The organism is Sorangium sp. So ce375, from assembly GCF_051473855.1.
Classification (GTDB): Bacteria; Myxococcota_A; Polyangia; order Polyangiales; family Polyangiaceae; genus Sorangium.
In genome coordinates this window covers 177,023-192,241 of record NZ_CP150335.1, presented here as the reverse complement: position 1 = coordinate 192,241, position 15,219 = coordinate 177,023, and the positions used below count along the sequence as shown (strand labels likewise).

The following is a 15,219-nucleotide window of genomic DNA, read 5'->3' as shown; positions in this document are numbered from 1 at the left end:
CGTGCGGCGAACCCCTCTCGAGGCGCTCACGCGCCCTGTTCAGCGCGCAGCGTCGGCACCCCGCCGCCCTCGACCCACGCGACGTGCACCCCGTGCAGGCCCGCAGCCCAGGGAGCCGCGAGCTTCTCGAGGGCCGCGGCCACAGGCGGGCTCTTGCCCAGCCCGATGGCATGGCGGGCGAGGCGCGGGCCCCTGTCGAATGCATGAGGCCAGGCCCGCAGATCCCCGATCCCGGCGCGCTCGAAGGACGAGAGCAGCGCGCGGATCCGGCCGCGCACCCAGCCCAGGCCGGAAGCCACGCCCTCGGGTTCGGGCGCCTCGACGGTGATCACGGCCCAGGCGGCGTGGCGCCGGTGCAGCGGCGGGGGCGCGAGCAGATCGGGCAGCGGATCGCGGCCGGCGGCCAGGGCCGACTCCACGGCTTCCCAGGCGGAGTACAGCTCGTCGGACAGCGTCGCGAGGGCGGCGGCGCCGACGGTATCGCTGCACGAGCGCACGGGCGCCGTCGGCGTCGCGATGCGCACGGGATCCCCGGGCGTGCCGACCGCCGGAGCCGAAGGATCCAGCGCGATAGGCCGGCGAAAATCCCAGGCTGCCCAGGCGCCGAAGAAGCGGGACAGCAGGGGCCCGGGCTCCAGGTCCGGGGCGTCGCAGACGACCCGCGCGGCCAGGACGAGCCATGCGATGCCCGGCAGACCGCCGAACGGCGCAGCGTCGATGCCCTTTGCGCGAGCCCATGCCTTGACGGCGCGGGCCAGCGCCAGGAACGCCTCGCGGCGCCGAGGAGCGGCGGAGGGAGCGGACGCCGCATCGACAGCCTCGAGCAGCGCGTCGGCGTCGGTGACGGCGCTCAGGGCCACCGCGGCGGCCTCGCCCAGCTCGAGGCGCCGCGCGACGGCGTGCTCGGGTCGCACCGCGCCCGCGTCGACGAGCGTCAGGTCCGCGTCCAGGCCAACCGCGCAGAGCTCGAGGCACGGCACGCGGATCGCCTGCACGCGCCGCACGGTCGACGCCTCGGGCAGGGCCGAGCGCACCTGGACCTCGACGGCGTCGAGATCGATGGGCCCCGGCAGGGCGGCGACGAGGTCGAGGTCCGCGCCGGGCAGCGCGCAGCCGAGCCGCCGCGAGCCCGTGACGTGGAGCGCGCCCCCGGGCAGGGCCGCCTTCAGCCGGGCCACGAGCGCTGACGCGCGGTCGGGCTTCGGAGCGCGGGGGGACGCGGCCGGCGCGGGCTCGGCCGCCCAGCGCACCGAGCCGCTGCCCAGCGCGACCGAGGCCCGCACCTGCATCGGCTCGGCGCCGCGCCGCGACAGCAGGACCAGCTCGCCGACCGCGGCCTCGCGGCGGCCGAGCTGCGCGGCCCAGCCGGGCTGCACGCGCGCCGGGTCGTCCACGCGGCCCAGGGTCAGGTGGGGCGTATAGCCCTCGGCGCGCCCCACGCACCGCGGAAAGCGGCGCGCCAGCGCCTGGTGCAGCCGCGCCCACGGATCCTTGCCGCCCGCGGCCGGGTCGAGCCAGACGGTGGCGTCCGCGCCGTGCCGGAACGAGCGCGTCCCCTCCAGCACCGCGGGGAACGGGCCGACCTCGCGCGCGGCGGCCGACAGGAGCGGGAGGGCCGCCTCGAAGCTCGACTCGGGCACGAAGCCGAACAGGAGGTTCACGTGCGGCGGCCAGCGGTCGATCTGCGGGTCGTGGAGCGCGCGGATGGCCTGGATCTCGGGCCAGAGCGGCTCGGGCGGTACCCACGCGAGGGCCGTGCGCGCGGTCGTCGCCACGTCGAGGACCTCGCCCGGCGCCTCGCCGACGGAGAGCTCGACACGGACGCCGTAATGGTCGGACAGGAACAGGCCATCCGGCGGAAGCGGCGTCGTCCCTTCCAGATCGGCGGTGATCGGGCGCAGCGCCGCCCCGCGAAACATCACACGATCCAGCCGGGAGGCGCGGCCGGTCAGCGACGAGACGGCGGCCAGCGGGTTGACGGTGGGATCGAACGTGGGCGCCTCGTCCCCGGCGCCGCGGGCCTCCAGCCAGGCGTCCACGAGGCCGAGCTTCGACGCGGGACCCGGCCCGCCGTCATTGAGGTCGCCCAGCAGCATCAGATCGCCCTCGACGGCGGAGAGGCCCACGGCGAGGTCTTCCAGCTCGGCCGCGCGTTTGCGTGCCCCCTCCTCCGCGTGATCGCTCGTGAGGTGCGTGGTCACCACGACGAGCGGCTCTCCCGCGAGCGCCAGCGTCATCGCGACGGCGGCCTTGTACTTCCCCAGGGCGTGCCACCCCACCTCGATCACCGGCAGCCGGCTCAGGAGCAGCAGGTGGCAGGTCTCGACGTCGCGCCCGCGCGGCCCGTCGCTGACGGTGTAGCCGGCGCGGACCCAGCCGGCGCCGAGCAGGAGATCGAGCAGCGGCAGCTCGACCTCCTGCAGCGCGATCACGTCGGCGTCGGCGCGGCCGAGCGCCTCGACGAGCAGCGGCCGGCGCCGCGCGGTGTGGATGCGCTCGGCGTCGTGGCGGTCCCAGAGCGTGTTCCACGAGAGGACGCGCAGCCGCGCGCTCGCCCCCGGCGTGAACTGGGGCGCCGCGGCCTCGGCCGGCGCCCAGCGGCCCTCCGTCGCGTCCCAGCGCATGGCCGCGCGCGCCGTGAAGAACGGCGGCCGCAGCCGCTGCGGCGCGCGCACCCGGCCGGCCTGCGTCGTGTCGAGGGAGTCGAGGCCCGTCTGACGATCCCAGACCCGCTCGCCCTCGGCCTCGATGTACACGACCCGATGCCAGGGCAGGTCGCCCCCCGGCACGAAGGCCGGCAGCGGGACGCGCTTGGGCTCCGCCGCGTGCACGTCGATGCCCATCACGAAGCGTGCGGGATCGAGGCGCGCATCCCAGCGGATGCGGTGGTAGATCTCCTCGCTCGTACGCATCGCGATCTTTTAGGTCTCCTTCACGCGAATCGTCCAGTGTAGCGGCCAACGGAAGCCTCCGGCCAGAGGTTCATCTCTCCGGGGAGGCTCTCGACAGCCTCCGGCCAGAGACTCGTCTCTCCGGAGAGGCTGTCGACAGCCTCCGGCTAGAGTTTCATCTCTCCGGGGAGGCTCTCGACAGCCTCCGGCCAGAGGTTCATCTCTCCGGGGAGGCTCTCGACAGCCTCCGGCCAGAGATTCATCTCTCCGGGGAGGCTCTCGACAGCCTCCGGCCAGAGATTCATCGGTGGTGGCCGGATCCGACCACTGGGCTGGGCTGGTTGAATTTGGCGGCGCCGCGGGGCGCCGGCGGGTCAAGGCACCGCGTGGCCGTCGACCCTGAGCTGGAACAGGAAGTACGGCGGGATGCACGCCCCCTCGCCCGAGCTCGTCCTGGCGCACACGTAGTCCTCGCGGCAGGGCGCCTCGCCCGAGCAGCGGCGCAGGCCCGCGGGCGTGACGTGGCGGCTCAGGCACTCAGTGAACACCGTCCCGCGGGCGAGGCAGCGGTTGAACGGGTCGAGCACGGCGATGGCGCCGCAGACGCCCTCCTCCGGGAGCCCGACGCAGCTGCCGGTGCACATGCCGCCGGGGAACCCGACAGGGCTCGTGTTGCACACCGCCGCGAGCGGGCACGCCCCCTCCTGCGGCGGCGAGGCGCGGTCGCGGTGCGGGTCGGCGTGGGCGACGACGGCGCCGACCTGGCACGGATCGCCGACCTCCGGAGTCGCCGGCAGACAGACACCGACGGTCGCGCGGTCCTCCAGGGGCGCATCGTACGCGGAGCACACGAGCCCTTCCCCGCAGCCCCAGTCCGCGAAGCTCGGGTCGCCCAGCCCGCAGCGCGCGCCGTACCCGCCGCGCGTGCCGTCGCCTCGCTCGGGATACGGCACCTCGTAGTCCGGGGCGGCGCCTCGAGCGATGGCCTCGACCACCGCCCGCCGGCGCGGGAGATCGCCCGCGAGGTGCGCGGACTCGACGGTGAACAGCGCGTCGTGGACGCGACCGGGGGGCTCCTGCCCGAGCAGGTGGAAGCCGGCGACGGACCCGCTCTGGTGGCACCCGGGGCAGGTCATCTGGTCGAGCCGCCGGAGCAACCCCTCGGGCGAGCGGACGCGCGAGAGACGGCCGAAGTCGAGGCCGGCGAAGTCGCGGGGCTCGAACAGGACGCGGAAGGGGCGGTTGGCGCGGCGCGCGAGCCCGTGAGGCGTCGCCGACAGCGCTTTCGTGGCGAGGAACTCCTCGGGCAGGAGCGCGGTCCCGTTGTCGAGGCGCGCCAGGTTCTCGGGGGCCGACAGCCAGGCGCGCAGCCGCTCGCGCTGCGCCCGGTCGCGCGAGAGCCGGGCGACGTCGGGGGTGTTCTCGAGGGCGAGGGGCGCGTAGCGCCCGGCGCGGGCGTCCCAGCGGAAAGCGCGGAGCACGTACTCCGCGTGCCCGCCGAGGTCCGGACGCACGGTGGACGGCCAGCGGACGCTCTGCAGGTTCACAACGAGCCGGGCGAGGTTCGCGCGATCGGTGGCGGGGCGAGCGAGCGGCCCGTCGCTCGAGGTGAGCCAGCGGGCGAGCGCCGGCCCGGAGAGCTCCGCCGCGCGCGACCAGGCCTGCGCGAGGCGGCGGCACGAGAGCGCGTCGCCGGCGGGCGCGAGCAGCTCGAACGACGCGGTCATCGGGAGGCGCGAGGTGGCCGCGGGGGCAGGCATTGCGGCGGGGGCGCCCGCAGCGCCGCCCGCGGTCTTCGCGGCGTAGGCCAGCCGGTACACGAGGCGGGTCTCGCCACAGGCGGAGGCGTGGAACGGGCGGCGATCCATCCGGTTCACCACGCCGATGAGCTCGAAGCGGGCGCCCTCTGCCGAGAGCCACCGCTCGTCGAAGAGGCGGTGCGCGTGGCGCGCGATGGTCGTCCCGCTCCTCGGATCGGCGCGCTGGACCTGCCGCAGGTCGTCGGCGAGCACGCGCGCGATCGAGGCGAGCTCGGCGGTGCGGGAGAGCGCGGAGAGCGCGGCCGGCGCGCGCGGCGCACCCGTGAGCACCGAGCCGAAGTCGAGGCCCGCGGCCTCGAGCTCGGCGAGAACGGCAGGGTCCGTGAGGAGCAGGAGAGGCCGCGCTTGCGGCGGGGTTCCCTGCGGCGCGGCGGCGGGCTGCGGCCCTCCCGCGACGAAGCCGCCGGAAGCGGCCGGAGAGGGCGGCGCGGCGGACGGCTGCCCCTCTGCCCTCCGGACATCCTGGCGCGCCGCGGAGGGCCCCTCGGATGGCCACCGCGAGCACCCGGCGATGCCGGCGCTGGCCGCCAGCGCGGCGAGGGCGAGGGCGTGATGGCGGCGGCGGGGGCGCACGCTGCCAGGCTACACCGGCGCGCGCCGCGACGGATTCGAGGCGATCTCGACGAAGCGAGCAAACCGAGCCGCGTCGCGGTCGACGTACACACACGACGCGTGGATACTGTCTCCCATGCAGCGCGCCGCGCTCTCGCGCCGGCTCCGCCACGTTCGCGCGCCTTCCCCGCTCCACTTCCCGGAAGCGGCCTTCGTGCCGGAGACCAAGCGCCACCTGGAGCTCAGGACCCTGCTCTATGTCGTGCTCAAGACCTTCGCGGATCACGCGTCGATCGGATCCGGCCAGTTCGTCTACTGGTCCGCGTCGGATCCGAGCCGGTGTCTGGCGCCGGACGCCTTTGTCCGGCTCGGCACCCCTGACACGCCGTTCGGCTCCTGGAAGACGTGGGAGCGTGGTGCCCCTGAGCTCGCCGTCGAGATCGTGAGCGAGCACGACTCGGATCCACGCACGTGGGCCGACAAGCTCCGCAAGTACCACGAGCTCGGCGTGCTGGAGCTCGTCGCGTTCGATCCTGAAGCCGCGCCAGGAGAGCGGCTGCGGGTCTGGGATCGCATCGACGACGATCTGATCGAGCGCGTCGTCGAAGGGGAACGCAGCCCGTGCACCGTGCTCAATCTGCACTGGGTCATCGTCCCTGCCGCAGGCCAGCCGGCGGCGCTTCGTCTCGCCCGCACCCCCGACGGGGCGGAGCTCGTCCCGACCCCTGAGGAGGCGGAGCGACGCCGCGCCGAGGCCGAGCAGGCCGCCCGCGCGACGGCGGAGCGGCGCATCGCCGAGCTCGAGGCCGAGCTGCGCCGACGAGGCGGCTAGCCCCGTCGGCATCCACCGGGTCAACTTCACCATCTCCGACGAGGCCAACAAGATCCTCGACGCGCTCGCGGCAGAGGACGCCTTGGACCGCCGCCCAACCGCTCTGCCACGCTTGAGCGGCTAGGTCATCGGGCGCGCGCAGGCGCGGATCGCGCCTCGATCCAGCGGCGGAACAGGCGGGCCTCGCCCGGGGGGAAAAAGGCGGTGGGCGGCACCTCGGCGTGGTAGCGCCGGAACGCGGCGCTGAACTCCGCAGGATCGCGGTCGAACCACGCCTCGGCCTCGGGCGAGCCGCGCAGGAGCCGCTCGAAGCGGAGCCGCGCCACGAGCAGCGCCGATAGCCGCACGCCGTCCTCGTCCGCGCCGAGCAGCGCACGCCGGAGCGCGGGCGGCAGCGCCGGATCCTCGGCCGCGGCGCGCAGCGCGGCCACGGGATCCTCGGCGGTCATCGCGCGGGCCACGAGCGCTTCGTACCGCGCGTGCGCCCGGGCCCCGGTCAGCCGCGCCGGCCGCGCCGGCGAGCGCTCCCCTGCGCCGCCGCGCATCGCGCGCCCGCCGCCCCGGGCCGCGCGCGTCATCCGCGCCTCCCGCGCCGGCCGAGCGCACGCCGGGCGCGGCGGAGCTCCTCCCGCACGGCGGCCGCGTCGTCCGCGCCGTGCACCGTGCCCTCCATGCGCTCCAGGGTCACCCCGCGCAGGTTCGGACAGCGCGGCGCGACCTCGTTCAGGAGGCGCCACACCGGCTCCGGCACGGCGTCGTCGTGGCCGTCGAGCCGCAGCACCCGGCCGGAAGGCAGCCACCCCGGATCGCTCGGGCCGCCGCCGGAGAGGTGGATCTCGATCACCCGCGTGAGATCGAGCCGGGCCACGTACTCCGCCGGATCGAAGCCGAAGTTCTCCGCCATGGTGTACACGTTGTGCAGGTCGAGCAGCAGGTGCGTCCGCGGCGCCCTCAGGATGCGACCGAGGAAGCGCGGCTCATCGAGCGGGTCGCCGAGCACGAAGTAGCTGACGCTGTTCTCGACGCCGACGTCCTCCACGACGGCCTGCATCGCCCGGAGCGCGCGGCGGGCGACCGCGGCGCTGTGCGCGCTCATGGGCACCGGGAGCGGCAGCCCGACCGAAAGCCCGGCGGGCGCGCTGATCCCGAGGTGATCTGTGTACCAGCGGAAGCGAAAGATCGCGTTGTCGCGCCGGAGGGCCGCGAGCCAGCGGGCGCGCCGGCCCGCGTCCGCAGCGGACGCGCCGCCGAGCGACAAGCCGACGCCGTGGGCGACGAACGGCCGATCCGACCGGCGCGCGAGCTCGGCGAAGCGGCGGTGAAAGCCGTTCTCCTGGAGATCGGCCTCGGCGGCGTCCGGCACGCGCCAGAGCGTCTCGGGCGCCACCTCGTAGTAGTCGGCGTCGCGCAGGATCACCTCGGCGAGCAGGTCGAGGAACGCCGCGTCGGGCTGGAGCGTGAGGCCGACCGGGATCAACGCGTGGATGCCCCGCGTCCGTCGACCGAGAAGAAGTACAGGAAGCGCCTGGATTTGGCGGGCACGTGCCCCATGCCGCAGGCCATGGCCCCGCTGTTCTCGGCCCCCTCGACGTCGATCCCGCACCCGCTGGCGAGCGCCCAGTGTGCGCCCGCCGGCGGCGCCTTCACGAGCCGCGCGCGCACGCTCGCGGCCCGGGCCTCCACGTTGCGCGCTTCGGCGCCAAGGCCCCTCCGGAGCAGCGCCCCGAGCGCGCCGATCCGCTGCGCGGCGATCGCGTCGTCGTGCTTCAGCTGCTCCTCCCGGCTCCCGGTCGCGACGCGGCGCATGCCGTCGTAGCTCGGGAGCGCGACGTCGAGCTGCGTCGCGGCGACGGGCACCTTGTCGGTCCTGACCACCACCATGAGCGGCTCCCCGTTGCCGGCGCCGGGCACGAGCTTCTTCAGATCGGCCATGGTCGCGCAGACGACCTCGACGCCCGCGAGCGGGGCGAGATCCACGTCCGCGCCGAAGTTGAGCAGCTCGCCGAACACATGCCCGCGATCCCACTTGGCGCTCTCGTCGGCGGGGATGACGAAGACGAGCAGCGCCCTGCTCGCCTGCCGGGCGCGGCGGAACGCGGCCGAGACCTGGGCCACCGACCCCGAGACGGCCGCGGGCCTCCCCTGCGCGTCGCACGCGGCGCCGTCGCCGAACGCGTCGCGGATGAACGCGGGCCACGCGGTGGCCGCGAGCCCTGCTGCAGTCGCTCCGAGCAATTGCCTGCGCTTCATGGTCACTCCTCGCCGCCGTTCCCGAGCAGCTCGCTCTCCGACTCGCCGCGCCCCGACGGCTCGGGCGTGAGCGGCGCGAAGGCCGCCAAGCCCGGCTGGAGCAGCCTATCCCGATCCCGACCCAGCACGATCGGCGCCGCCCCGGCCGATCGCAGCACCACGCGATCGCCCGCGGCCGAGTATTCGCCGGTCGCGAGCACCTCTCCGGTGCAGCGGTCCTCGAGCGTGAAGCCGCCGGAGGCGTCCAGGAGGAGCGTCCGCAGCCCCGCGGCGTAGAGGCCGACCAGCTCCGCCTCCGCGCTGCCAGGCCCCAGCGCGCCGCCTCTGGCGGCCGCGGGCACGGCGGCGAGCGCGTCGAGGGCGTCCTGCGCCGCCGAGGGCGTGAACGCGGCGCGATCGTCCGGATCGCGCTGCACGACGGGCAGGGCCTCGAACACCCCCTCGGGCGGATCGAGGAAGGAGCCCCGCTCGATCAGGTCCGGCGCCGTGAGCGTCCACATGCCGTCGCGGCGCGCGGAGATCTCGCCGCCGACGAGCGCCGCGAGCTCCGCCGCGGCCGCTTCGCTCGCGTGCAGCGTCAGGCGGTCGTCCCGCGCCTCCTCCCCGAGCGCGAGCCAGCGGACCTCGCCCTCCGCGCCGCGCACGTGCGCGAGCATGCCCGCGCGCAGCGCGATCGGCTCCGCGCGCTCCGGGCCGCGCAGCAAGGCAGGCTCCTCCACGTCGAGGGCGACCGGCAGGATCGGCGCGCCTTGCCAGCCGTCGCTCGACACGGTCCAGCGAGCGCGCGCCGCGGGATCGAGCAGCACGTACGCGGTCGCGTCCGGAGCGTCGATCGGCTGGGCACACCCGGCGGAGAGAAGCGCCGGGTACAGAAGGGAGAACGGAAGGAAGAGACCACGACGTCCGGGCATCGGGCGGAACCTCCGGAGAGCTGAGACGCCCCATGGCCGCGAAAGTTTCATCGATCCGAAGGTCGCGCCCCGCCTGCAAGGCGCGCCGCCCGTGAGGCGCCGCGCCCCGGACGGCGCGAGCCTCCGCTTCACCTCCATGCCGGGCGTCGGTATAACCAGGGAGCCATGGGCGCCGACCCGTCAGGCCTGAGGCGGCCCAGACACCCAATCCCCGATTTCGTCGAGCGCGCGCTGGACGAGCGTGGCCTGGTGGACGCTTACAGAGCCCGCCCCGCCTACCAGCAAAACGATTATATCGGGTGGATCACCCGCGCGAAGCGGGAGGAGACCAGGGAAAAGCGCCTCCGCCAGATGCTGGATGAGCTCGAAGCGGGCGGGGTTTACATGAACATGGAGCATCCGGCATCGGCGAAGACATGAGGTCTTCCTGGGAAGGGACGAATCGAGTCCATGTTGGCCTATGTGTTCTGGCACTGGAGACGACCTGAGACCGTCGCGGAGGAGTACGAGCGACGGCAGCGGGCCTTCCATGCGGCGCTCGCCGCAGCGCCCGCGCCAGGCTTTCTCCGGTCGTTCAGCGTCGGGCTCTCCGGGGCGCCGTGGGCTGCCGGCGGAGGCGACGTCTACGAGGACTGGTACCTTGTGCAGGACTTCGGCGCGCTCGGCGCGCTGAACGAGGCCGCGGTCTCAGCCAGCCGCACGGCGCCGCACGACGCGGCGGCCGCGGTCGCCAGCGGCGGGGCCGGTGGTCTGTACCGCCTGCGGGGCGGCGCCGCGCTGAACGCGCCCGGCTACGCCCACTGGTTCGGCAAGCCCGACGGCCTGTCCTACGGTGAGCTCTTCGCCCGGCTCGCGCCCATGCTGGACCAGGGGAGCGCCGGCCTGTGGATGCGCCAGATGGTGCTCGGGCCTGGCCGGGAGTTCTGCTTGCACACGGCGACCCGCGTATCCCTGCCTGCGCCGTTCGATGCGCTCGTCCTGCCGCTCCGGCCAGCCTGGCCGGCGCTCGACGACAGGGGCAGGGCGCCGGCGCCCTGAGGCGCGCGCCCCGCGGCCCCCGCCCGCCGGACACGGTGCTCATGGAGATCGATCTCTCGTTCGTCCCCGGCTTCTCCGCGTCGCTCGCCGGCTGGGAGGCCACGCTGCGCGCGAGCGGCCATGGCGCGGTGAGGTGCCACTGGATCGGGCCTTCGGGCCCCGAGGAGCGGGCCGAGACACGACGCCACGATCTCGTGCTGACCCCACAAGGCTTCGAGAGGCTCAGTCGCGCGCTCCGCGAGCTCCCCGAGCAGCTCCAGCGGTGGACGCTCGACGACGCTCCTGTCCGGCACATCCGGTGCCGCACCGGAGATCACGTCATCGAACGTCGCCGGTCGGTATCCGGCAGGACCGCGACAGGGCCAGAGGCGGAGTTCGATCGCATCTGGCTCGAGCTCTTCTCCCTCGTGCGGCCGGCCCTTGTCGACCTCGGAATGGCAGAGTCGCTCATCGCGCTGGCCCGCTGACACGACCTTTCGGGCCGGCCGGCGCCCGCGTTCCGTGTACAATGCACGTCATGAACCGCTTTCTCCTGATGACCTTGCTAGCTCTGTCCGCGTGTAGCCCCGAGGATCGGGACTTCGCTGCTGGGAGCTCCGGTGCCACGAGCTCGGGGACCTCCGGCGGCGGCGGGAGCGACGTCGTGGCCGCGGCAGGCACCGGGGGCGGCTCTCCCGGCTGCGACGACGGCCAGGCCCTCTGTGCCGGCGCCTGCGTGGACACGACCTCCGATCCGGAACACTGCGGTGCTTGCGACCATTACTGCCTCGGAGCCCCGTGCGTGGCGTCGCGCTGCGAGCCCCTCGTCCTGGCGTCGGGCGGCGTCGAGCCGACGGACATCGCGGTCGACGACACGACCGCGTACTGGGTCGATCCCGTCGCTCGACAGGTGATGACCGTGCCTGTCGGCGGCGGCAACGCGGCGTTCCTCTTCATGGGAGACCCTCCCTTCGCCCCCCAGAGCATCACGCTCGGCCCCGACGGCCAGGTCTATTTCACGGACTCCGGCCTGGAGCTCGTCGCAAAGGCGTCGTTCGAGGGGGATTTCACGATCCTCGCGGACGGGCAGACCTACGCCATGGGCATCGCGGTCGACGCCGAGAGCGTCTACTGGACGAGCGCCGACGAGGGCACGGTCATGAAGGTGCCCATCGCGGGCGGCGCCCCTGTCGCGCTCGCGACGGGGCAAGATTCCCCGCTCGGCATCGCGGTCGACGCGACCCACGTCTACTGGGTGAATGAAGGAGGCACCGTGATGAAGGTGCCTGTCGCGGGCGGCCCCCCCAGCGCGATCGCGGACGGGCAGCTCAAGCCGAAGGACATCGCCGTGGACGCGACCAGCGTCTACTGGACCAACGACGGAGGCACCGTGATGAAGGCGCCGCTCGAGGGCGGCAGCCCCGTCGCGCTCGCGGAGGGGCAGCGCAACCCACGGAAGCTCGCGATCGACGCCGAGAGCGTGTACTGGACGAACGATGACGGCACCGTGAAGAAGGTGCCCATCGGCGGAGGCGCTCCCGAGACGCTCGCGACAGGGCAAGATCACCCGCTGGGCATCACGGTGGACGCGACGAGCGTCTACTGGACGAACAGCGCCGCTGGCACGGTGATGAAGCTCCCGAAGTGACACCCCGCTTGCCACGGGCCCCGTCCCGGCGCGACGATCGGCGCCTCCATGAAGCGCGCCGCCCTCTTCCCGATCGCCCTCCTCGCCGCGTGCGCTAACGCTCCGGCTCCCCAGCGTGGCCCTGTCGCGCCGCTGCCTCCGGCGCCGCGCCCGGCGGTCGTCGCCGCCGCCGTCGCGGCGGCGCAGCCTGCGACCGCGCCTGCAGAGCTCATGTTCGTGCTGAGGATCGCCAATCCGCAGCGAACCTGGGCCAACGCCGCGCAGATCCTGCCGAGCAGCCTGTTCGTGTTCGCCGCGGGCTCGACCGAGCCCACGAGCGTGCTCGAGCGAGCGGTGGGCTCCGCGCTCGCCGGCGTCGTCGATCTCGCCAGGCCGCTCGACGTCGCCTTCCTGGGCACCACGGGGGCGCGCGCCGTGGCGTCCCTGTCGGTCGCGGAGCAGGACGTGCCGCGGCTGGCCGATCGCTTCGTGCTCAAGGAGCTCGGGGAGCACCCCGGCCTGCTGCGCGTCGAGCGCGCGCACGACGCCGACCCCGACGAGGAAGCGCCGCCCTGGGTCTGCGCCTTCGACCCCGGCGAGCGGCGGGACGGCGCGCGCCTGCTCTGCGGCGAGGACGTGGAGGACATCGAGGCTGCCGCGGCCTACCTCGTCCAGGTCGTGGCCCGGGAGCCGCTCGATACGGACGCGCGGATCGAGATCCCGGAGCGGCTCCTCCGCAAGGCCATGGAGGAGACGGGCAACGCGAGCGAGGCGGGCGATGACGACGGCCGCTCCGGAGCGCTGGGAAAGGCGCTCGGCGAGGGGTTCCTGCGCGACATCGAGAGGATGAGCGTCGACCTCACGTGGGGCCCCGCCGACGTCGAGGTCGGCCTCACGCTGCGCTTCGCGGGCCGGCGCTCGCCCCTCACGCTGGCCTTCGTGCCGGCCGCGGCGCCGGACGCCGCGCCTCCGCCGGCGTTCTTCCGCCTCCCGGCCGACACGGCCGTCGCCTTCCACACGCAGGGCGCGTCGCGCGCCGAGCTCACCCCGCTGCGGGAGGCCATCGCCGGGGCGCTGCGCGACGACATGCTCGAAGACCGCTACGACGCGCCGCGGCTCGAGCGGTTCCTCGATCGCCTCGACGACCTGGCGTTCACGGGCGGCCCCCTCGTCGTCGGCGCAGGCGCGAACGGCGCGGCGGCGGCGAAGGCGCTCGCGGCCTACCAGGGCGACAAGAGAGCGCCTCGCGCGCAGAAGACCGCGCGCCTCGCGCTCAAAGGCTGGATGCTGGCCGCGGTCGAGGAGCCGGCCCAGACCTGGATCACCGGGGTGCAGGAGCTCCTCCGCCTCGGCGAGGAGCTCGACGAGCTCAAGACGGGCGCGGCGGCCGGGAGCGCCGCTCGGGCCGCGGGCAAGCCTGGCGGCGCGCCGAAGGACGGCGGCGCGGGCAAGCGCGACGAGGACAAGCAGCGCACGACGCCCGTGATCGCCCGCGCGCCCGCCGCGCTGCCCGCGGGGACGCTCCACGTCGAGCTGCGGTCCAAGCCGCTCACGAAGGACGCCCCGCCCGCGCACACGACCCACCTCTACATCGTCCCGGCCGGCCAGCGGACGTGGCTAGGGCTCAGCGAGGACGACGCCGCCCTCGTGGACCGGCTGCGCGTCGCCGTGGAGCCGGGGCGCGACGATCGAACGCTCGGCGCAGCGCCGGGCGCCGATGCGCTGCGACAGCGCGGGACGCTGGCCGGCGGGCTCTTCTCGATGGCTGGACTGGCGCTGCTCGCCGCGAACGGCGACACGCCGGAGGCGCTGGACAAGGTGGTCGAGGATTTCGCCAAGCTCGCGGCGCTGCCGGCGCGCGGCGAGATCGCGATCCCGTTCGCCGTCGCCTCCGAGGTGCTCGGATCCGGCGCGGCTCGCCTCGACGTCCGCGTACGGCTGACCCGCGCGGCGATCCAGGACGCGATCGCGCTGCTCGCCCGCTGACGGCGATTCACCGCGAGAGCGTCCCGGACCGCGATCGAGGCAGCGTCACATCGAGACGTCGATCGTGGGCGTCTGGTCCGTCGTCCAGGTGCTGACGCCCGGGAAGTAGGTCGTCTCCTCGTCGCCGCCCTGGGTCGTGTGGATCTGGTACCGGCGATTCGCTCCGCAATTGAAGAGCGCCCCATAAACGATCGATTTCGTCTGACCGGCGCCGACGAGCTCGGACGAGTTGTGCGCGAGCTTGTCCCACGTGCCGCCGGACACCTTCACCTTGCTCTCGTCCCAGTCGACAGTGAACGCCTGGCTGCCGGAGTTATGCACGCTCACCGTGATCTGGCACCCGGCCACCGCGTCGCTCGGCGCGCTCGCGGCGACCGCTGCGCCGATGGGCAACACGAGGGCGGCGGCGATCAAGGTCCGGCGAATGAGCGCAGTTCGTTCGATCATCATCGCGAGTTCTCCTGTGGTGGTGCGGCCGCCGATTCACCGCGGCGGCGCGCGCAGGGTCCTCAGCAACCGACAGGCCAGCGTCGAGCTCGCGCCGATGCGGGAGGTTTGGGCCCCGTCCTGGTCGCGCGCCGCCCGCCTCCGCTGCACGGGAGGCTCGCGCCGAGCGCCTGGCAGGCGCGTGATCGCGCGATTCGCCGGGAGCGCTGCGGGTGACACAGCGCCACGAGGGTGTCACGTGACACCCTGTGGCAGGTGGCGGCGCCGCGAGCCGCCGTCCACCGCTCACGCTCGCCTCGGCGGGATGGGGTACATCGCGGTCAGATCGTCGTTCCGCCGGACCCCGAGCGCCTCCCGGCGCGCGCAGCTCCCAGACCGCGTGTTCCGGCCCCTCCGCCCCCGCGAGCCGACCTGGTCCCGTCACGCGCCGTTCCGCTGTGAAGCGAGGCGAGGACCGAGGATTTCGAGGTGACGTCCTCCACGCCGGACGCCTGCGCGGTCGATGGCCGCTTCTGCAAGAGCATCGAGGTCCCCCCCGGGGATTTGCTGACCCGCTCCGCGGAGGTCATCGCCGACGGGACCTGCGCGGTGCGCGTGGATGCGCCGACGTTCGCCGGCGGGGCCGGCCTGGGTGCGGAGATCTCCGTGACCCTGAAGGGCACCGAGACGTTGATCGATCTCACCCCCTGATCATCCGAAGAGCCTGCACGCGGTCCGGCCTCCTTGAAAATCGACGCCATATCCAGAATTCATCCGTGCATTGAAGGGCTCGACATCACTCCACGGCCTGCGGGAATCCATTGCGCAGCCACGGAGCTCGGTAGAGAATGCGCGCCCCGAGGCATGGATGGGGCTTCCCGACCGAAGCCGCCGCTCGACCATCCAA

At 74.1% G+C, this 15,219-nt stretch carries 15 protein-coding genes; 7 read left to right on the top strand and 8 right to left on the bottom strand.

Annotated elements, in window-relative coordinates; all coding sequences use genetic code 11:
* Positions 1-26: 26 nt before the first annotated feature.
* The 3 genes from WME90_RS00720 to WME90_RS00710 all read right to left on the bottom strand — a co-directional run bounded on the left by WME90_RS00720 (position 27) and on the right by WME90_RS00710 (position 5,284).
* Positions 27-2,912 (bottom strand): poly(A) polymerase, encoded by a 2,886-nt coding sequence (locus tag WME90_RS00720; protein WP_437279111.1) that lies wholly within the window; start codon positions 2,910-2,912, stop codon positions 27-29.
* 146 nt (positions 2,913-3,058) lie between these two features.
* A complete protein-coding gene (locus WME90_RS00715) occupies positions 3,059-3,196 on the bottom strand; it encodes a hypothetical protein (protein ID WP_437279110.1) in 138 nt (45 codons plus the stop codon).
* 69 nt (positions 3,197-3,265) lie between these two features.
* On the bottom strand, positions 3,266-5,284 hold the full coding sequence (locus tag WME90_RS00710; protein WP_437279109.1) for a hypothetical protein: 2,019 nt from the start codon (positions 5,282-5,284) through the stop codon (positions 3,266-3,268).
* Between the two features lie 115 nt (positions 5,285-5,399).
* Here WME90_RS00710 and WME90_RS00705 point away from each other — a divergent pair, with 115 nt between their 5' ends.
* A complete protein-coding gene (locus WME90_RS00705; protein WP_437279108.1) occupies positions 5,400-6,095 on the top strand; it encodes a Uma2 family endonuclease in 696 nt (231 codons plus the stop codon).
* 125 nt (positions 6,096-6,220) lie between these two features.
* On the opposite strand, the gene WME90_RS00700 is transcribed toward WME90_RS00705, so the two are convergent.
* From WME90_RS00700 to WME90_RS00685, 4 genes are read right to left on the bottom strand one after another with little or no spacing between them, the layout of a single operon-like run.
* Positions 6,221-6,673, bottom strand: coding sequence for a hypothetical protein (locus tag WME90_RS00700; RefSeq protein WP_437279107.1), 453 nt, complete (start codon positions 6,671-6,673; stop codon positions 6,221-6,223).
* Positions 6,670-7,572 (bottom strand): DUF692 domain-containing protein, encoded by a 903-nt coding sequence (locus tag WME90_RS00695; protein WP_437279106.1) that lies wholly within the window; start codon positions 7,570-7,572, stop codon positions 6,670-6,672. Before WME90_RS00695 ends, WME90_RS00700 begins: the two co-directional genes overlap by 4 nt.
* The gene (locus WME90_RS00690; protein WP_437279105.1) at positions 7,569-8,345 is read right to left on the bottom strand and encodes a hypothetical protein; all 777 of its coding nucleotides are present in this window, start codon (positions 8,343-8,345) and stop codon (positions 7,569-7,571) included. The genes WME90_RS00695 and WME90_RS00690 overlap by 4 nt, the downstream gene beginning before the upstream one ends.
* Positions 8,346-8,347: 2 nt before the next feature.
* Positions 8,348-9,256: a hypothetical protein gene (locus tag WME90_RS00685; RefSeq protein ID WP_437279104.1), complete on the bottom strand. Its 909-nt coding sequence runs from the start codon at positions 9,254-9,256 to the stop codon at positions 8,348-8,350.
* Between the two features lie 165 nt (positions 9,257-9,421).
* Between WME90_RS00685 and WME90_RS00680 the strand changes: the two genes are divergently transcribed.
* Genes WME90_RS00680 through WME90_RS00660 form a run of 5 tightly spaced genes read left to right on the top strand, consistent with a single transcriptional unit; the run spans position 9,422 to position 13,886 of the window.
* Positions 9,422-9,676 (top strand): YdeI/OmpD-associated family protein, encoded by a 255-nt coding sequence (locus tag WME90_RS00680; RefSeq protein ID WP_437279103.1) that lies wholly within the window; start codon positions 9,422-9,424, stop codon positions 9,674-9,676.
* Between the two features lie 30 nt (positions 9,677-9,706).
* Positions 9,707-10,294 (top strand): hypothetical protein, encoded by a 588-nt coding sequence (locus WME90_RS00675; RefSeq protein WP_437279102.1) that lies wholly within the window; start codon positions 9,707-9,709, stop codon positions 10,292-10,294.
* Positions 10,295-10,335: 41 nt separating this feature from the next.
* Positions 10,336-10,761: a hypothetical protein gene (locus WME90_RS00670; RefSeq protein WP_437279101.1), complete on the top strand. Its 426-nt coding sequence runs from the start codon at positions 10,336-10,338 to the stop codon at positions 10,759-10,761.
* 50 nt (positions 10,762-10,811) lie between these two features.
* Entirely contained in the window at positions 10,812-11,921 is a 1,110-nt protein-coding gene (locus tag WME90_RS00665; protein WP_437279100.1) for a hypothetical protein, read from the top strand.
* Positions 11,922-11,969: 48 nt separating this feature from the next.
* Positions 11,970-13,886 (top strand): hypothetical protein, encoded by a 1,917-nt coding sequence (locus tag WME90_RS00660; protein ID WP_437279099.1) that lies wholly within the window; start codon positions 11,970-11,972, stop codon positions 13,884-13,886.
* A gap of 45 nt (positions 13,887-13,931) precedes the next feature.
* Here WME90_RS00660 and WME90_RS00655 read toward each other — a convergent pair whose 3' ends face one another.
* Positions 13,932-14,336, bottom strand: coding sequence for a hypothetical protein (locus WME90_RS00655; protein WP_437279098.1), 405 nt, complete (start codon positions 14,334-14,336; stop codon positions 13,932-13,934).
* 465 nt (positions 14,337-14,801) lie between these two features.
* Between WME90_RS00655 and WME90_RS00650 the strand changes: the two genes are divergently transcribed.
* On the top strand, positions 14,802-15,023 hold the full coding sequence (locus tag WME90_RS00650) for a hypothetical protein (RefSeq protein WP_437279097.1): 222 nt from the start codon (positions 14,802-14,804) through the stop codon (positions 15,021-15,023).
* Positions 15,024-15,219: the final 196 nt, after the last annotated feature.

Coding starts and splice junctions, on each gene's coding strand:
- WME90_RS00720 (WP_437279111.1), bottom strand. CDS start 2,912: ATGCGTACGAGCGAGGAGATCTACCACCGCATCCGCTGGGATGCGCGC.
- WME90_RS00715 (WP_437279110.1), bottom strand. CDS start 3,196: ATGAATCTCTGGCCGGAGGCTGTCGAGAGCCTCCCCGGAGAGATGAAT.
- WME90_RS00705 (WP_437279108.1), top strand. CDS start 5,400: ATGCAGCGCGCCGCGCTCTCGCGCCGGCTCCGCCACGTTCGCGCGCCT.
- WME90_RS00700 (WP_437279107.1), bottom strand. CDS start 6,673: ATGACGCGCGCGGCCCGGGGCGGCGGGCGCGCGATGCGCGGCGGCGCA.
- WME90_RS00690 (WP_437279105.1), bottom strand. CDS start 8,345: ATGAAGCGCAGGCAATTGCTCGGAGCGACTGCAGCAGGGCTCGCGGCC.
- WME90_RS00685 (WP_437279104.1), bottom strand. CDS start 9,256: ATGCCCGGACGTCGTGGTCTCTTCCTTCCGTTCTCCCTTCTGTACCCG.
- WME90_RS00680 (WP_437279103.1), top strand. CDS start 9,422: ATGGGCGCCGACCCGTCAGGCCTGAGGCGGCCCAGACACCCAATCCCC.
- WME90_RS00675 (WP_437279102.1), top strand. CDS start 9,707: ATGTTGGCCTATGTGTTCTGGCACTGGAGACGACCTGAGACCGTCGCG.
- WME90_RS00670 (WP_437279101.1), top strand. CDS start 10,336: ATGGAGATCGATCTCTCGTTCGTCCCCGGCTTCTCCGCGTCGCTCGCC.
- WME90_RS00665 (WP_437279100.1), top strand. CDS start 10,812: ATGAACCGCTTTCTCCTGATGACCTTGCTAGCTCTGTCCGCGTGTAGC.
- WME90_RS00660 (WP_437279099.1), top strand. CDS start 11,970: ATGAAGCGCGCCGCCCTCTTCCCGATCGCCCTCCTCGCCGCGTGCGCT.
- WME90_RS00655 (WP_437279098.1), bottom strand. CDS start 14,336: ATGATGATCGAACGAACTGCGCTCATTCGCCGGACCTTGATCGCCGCC.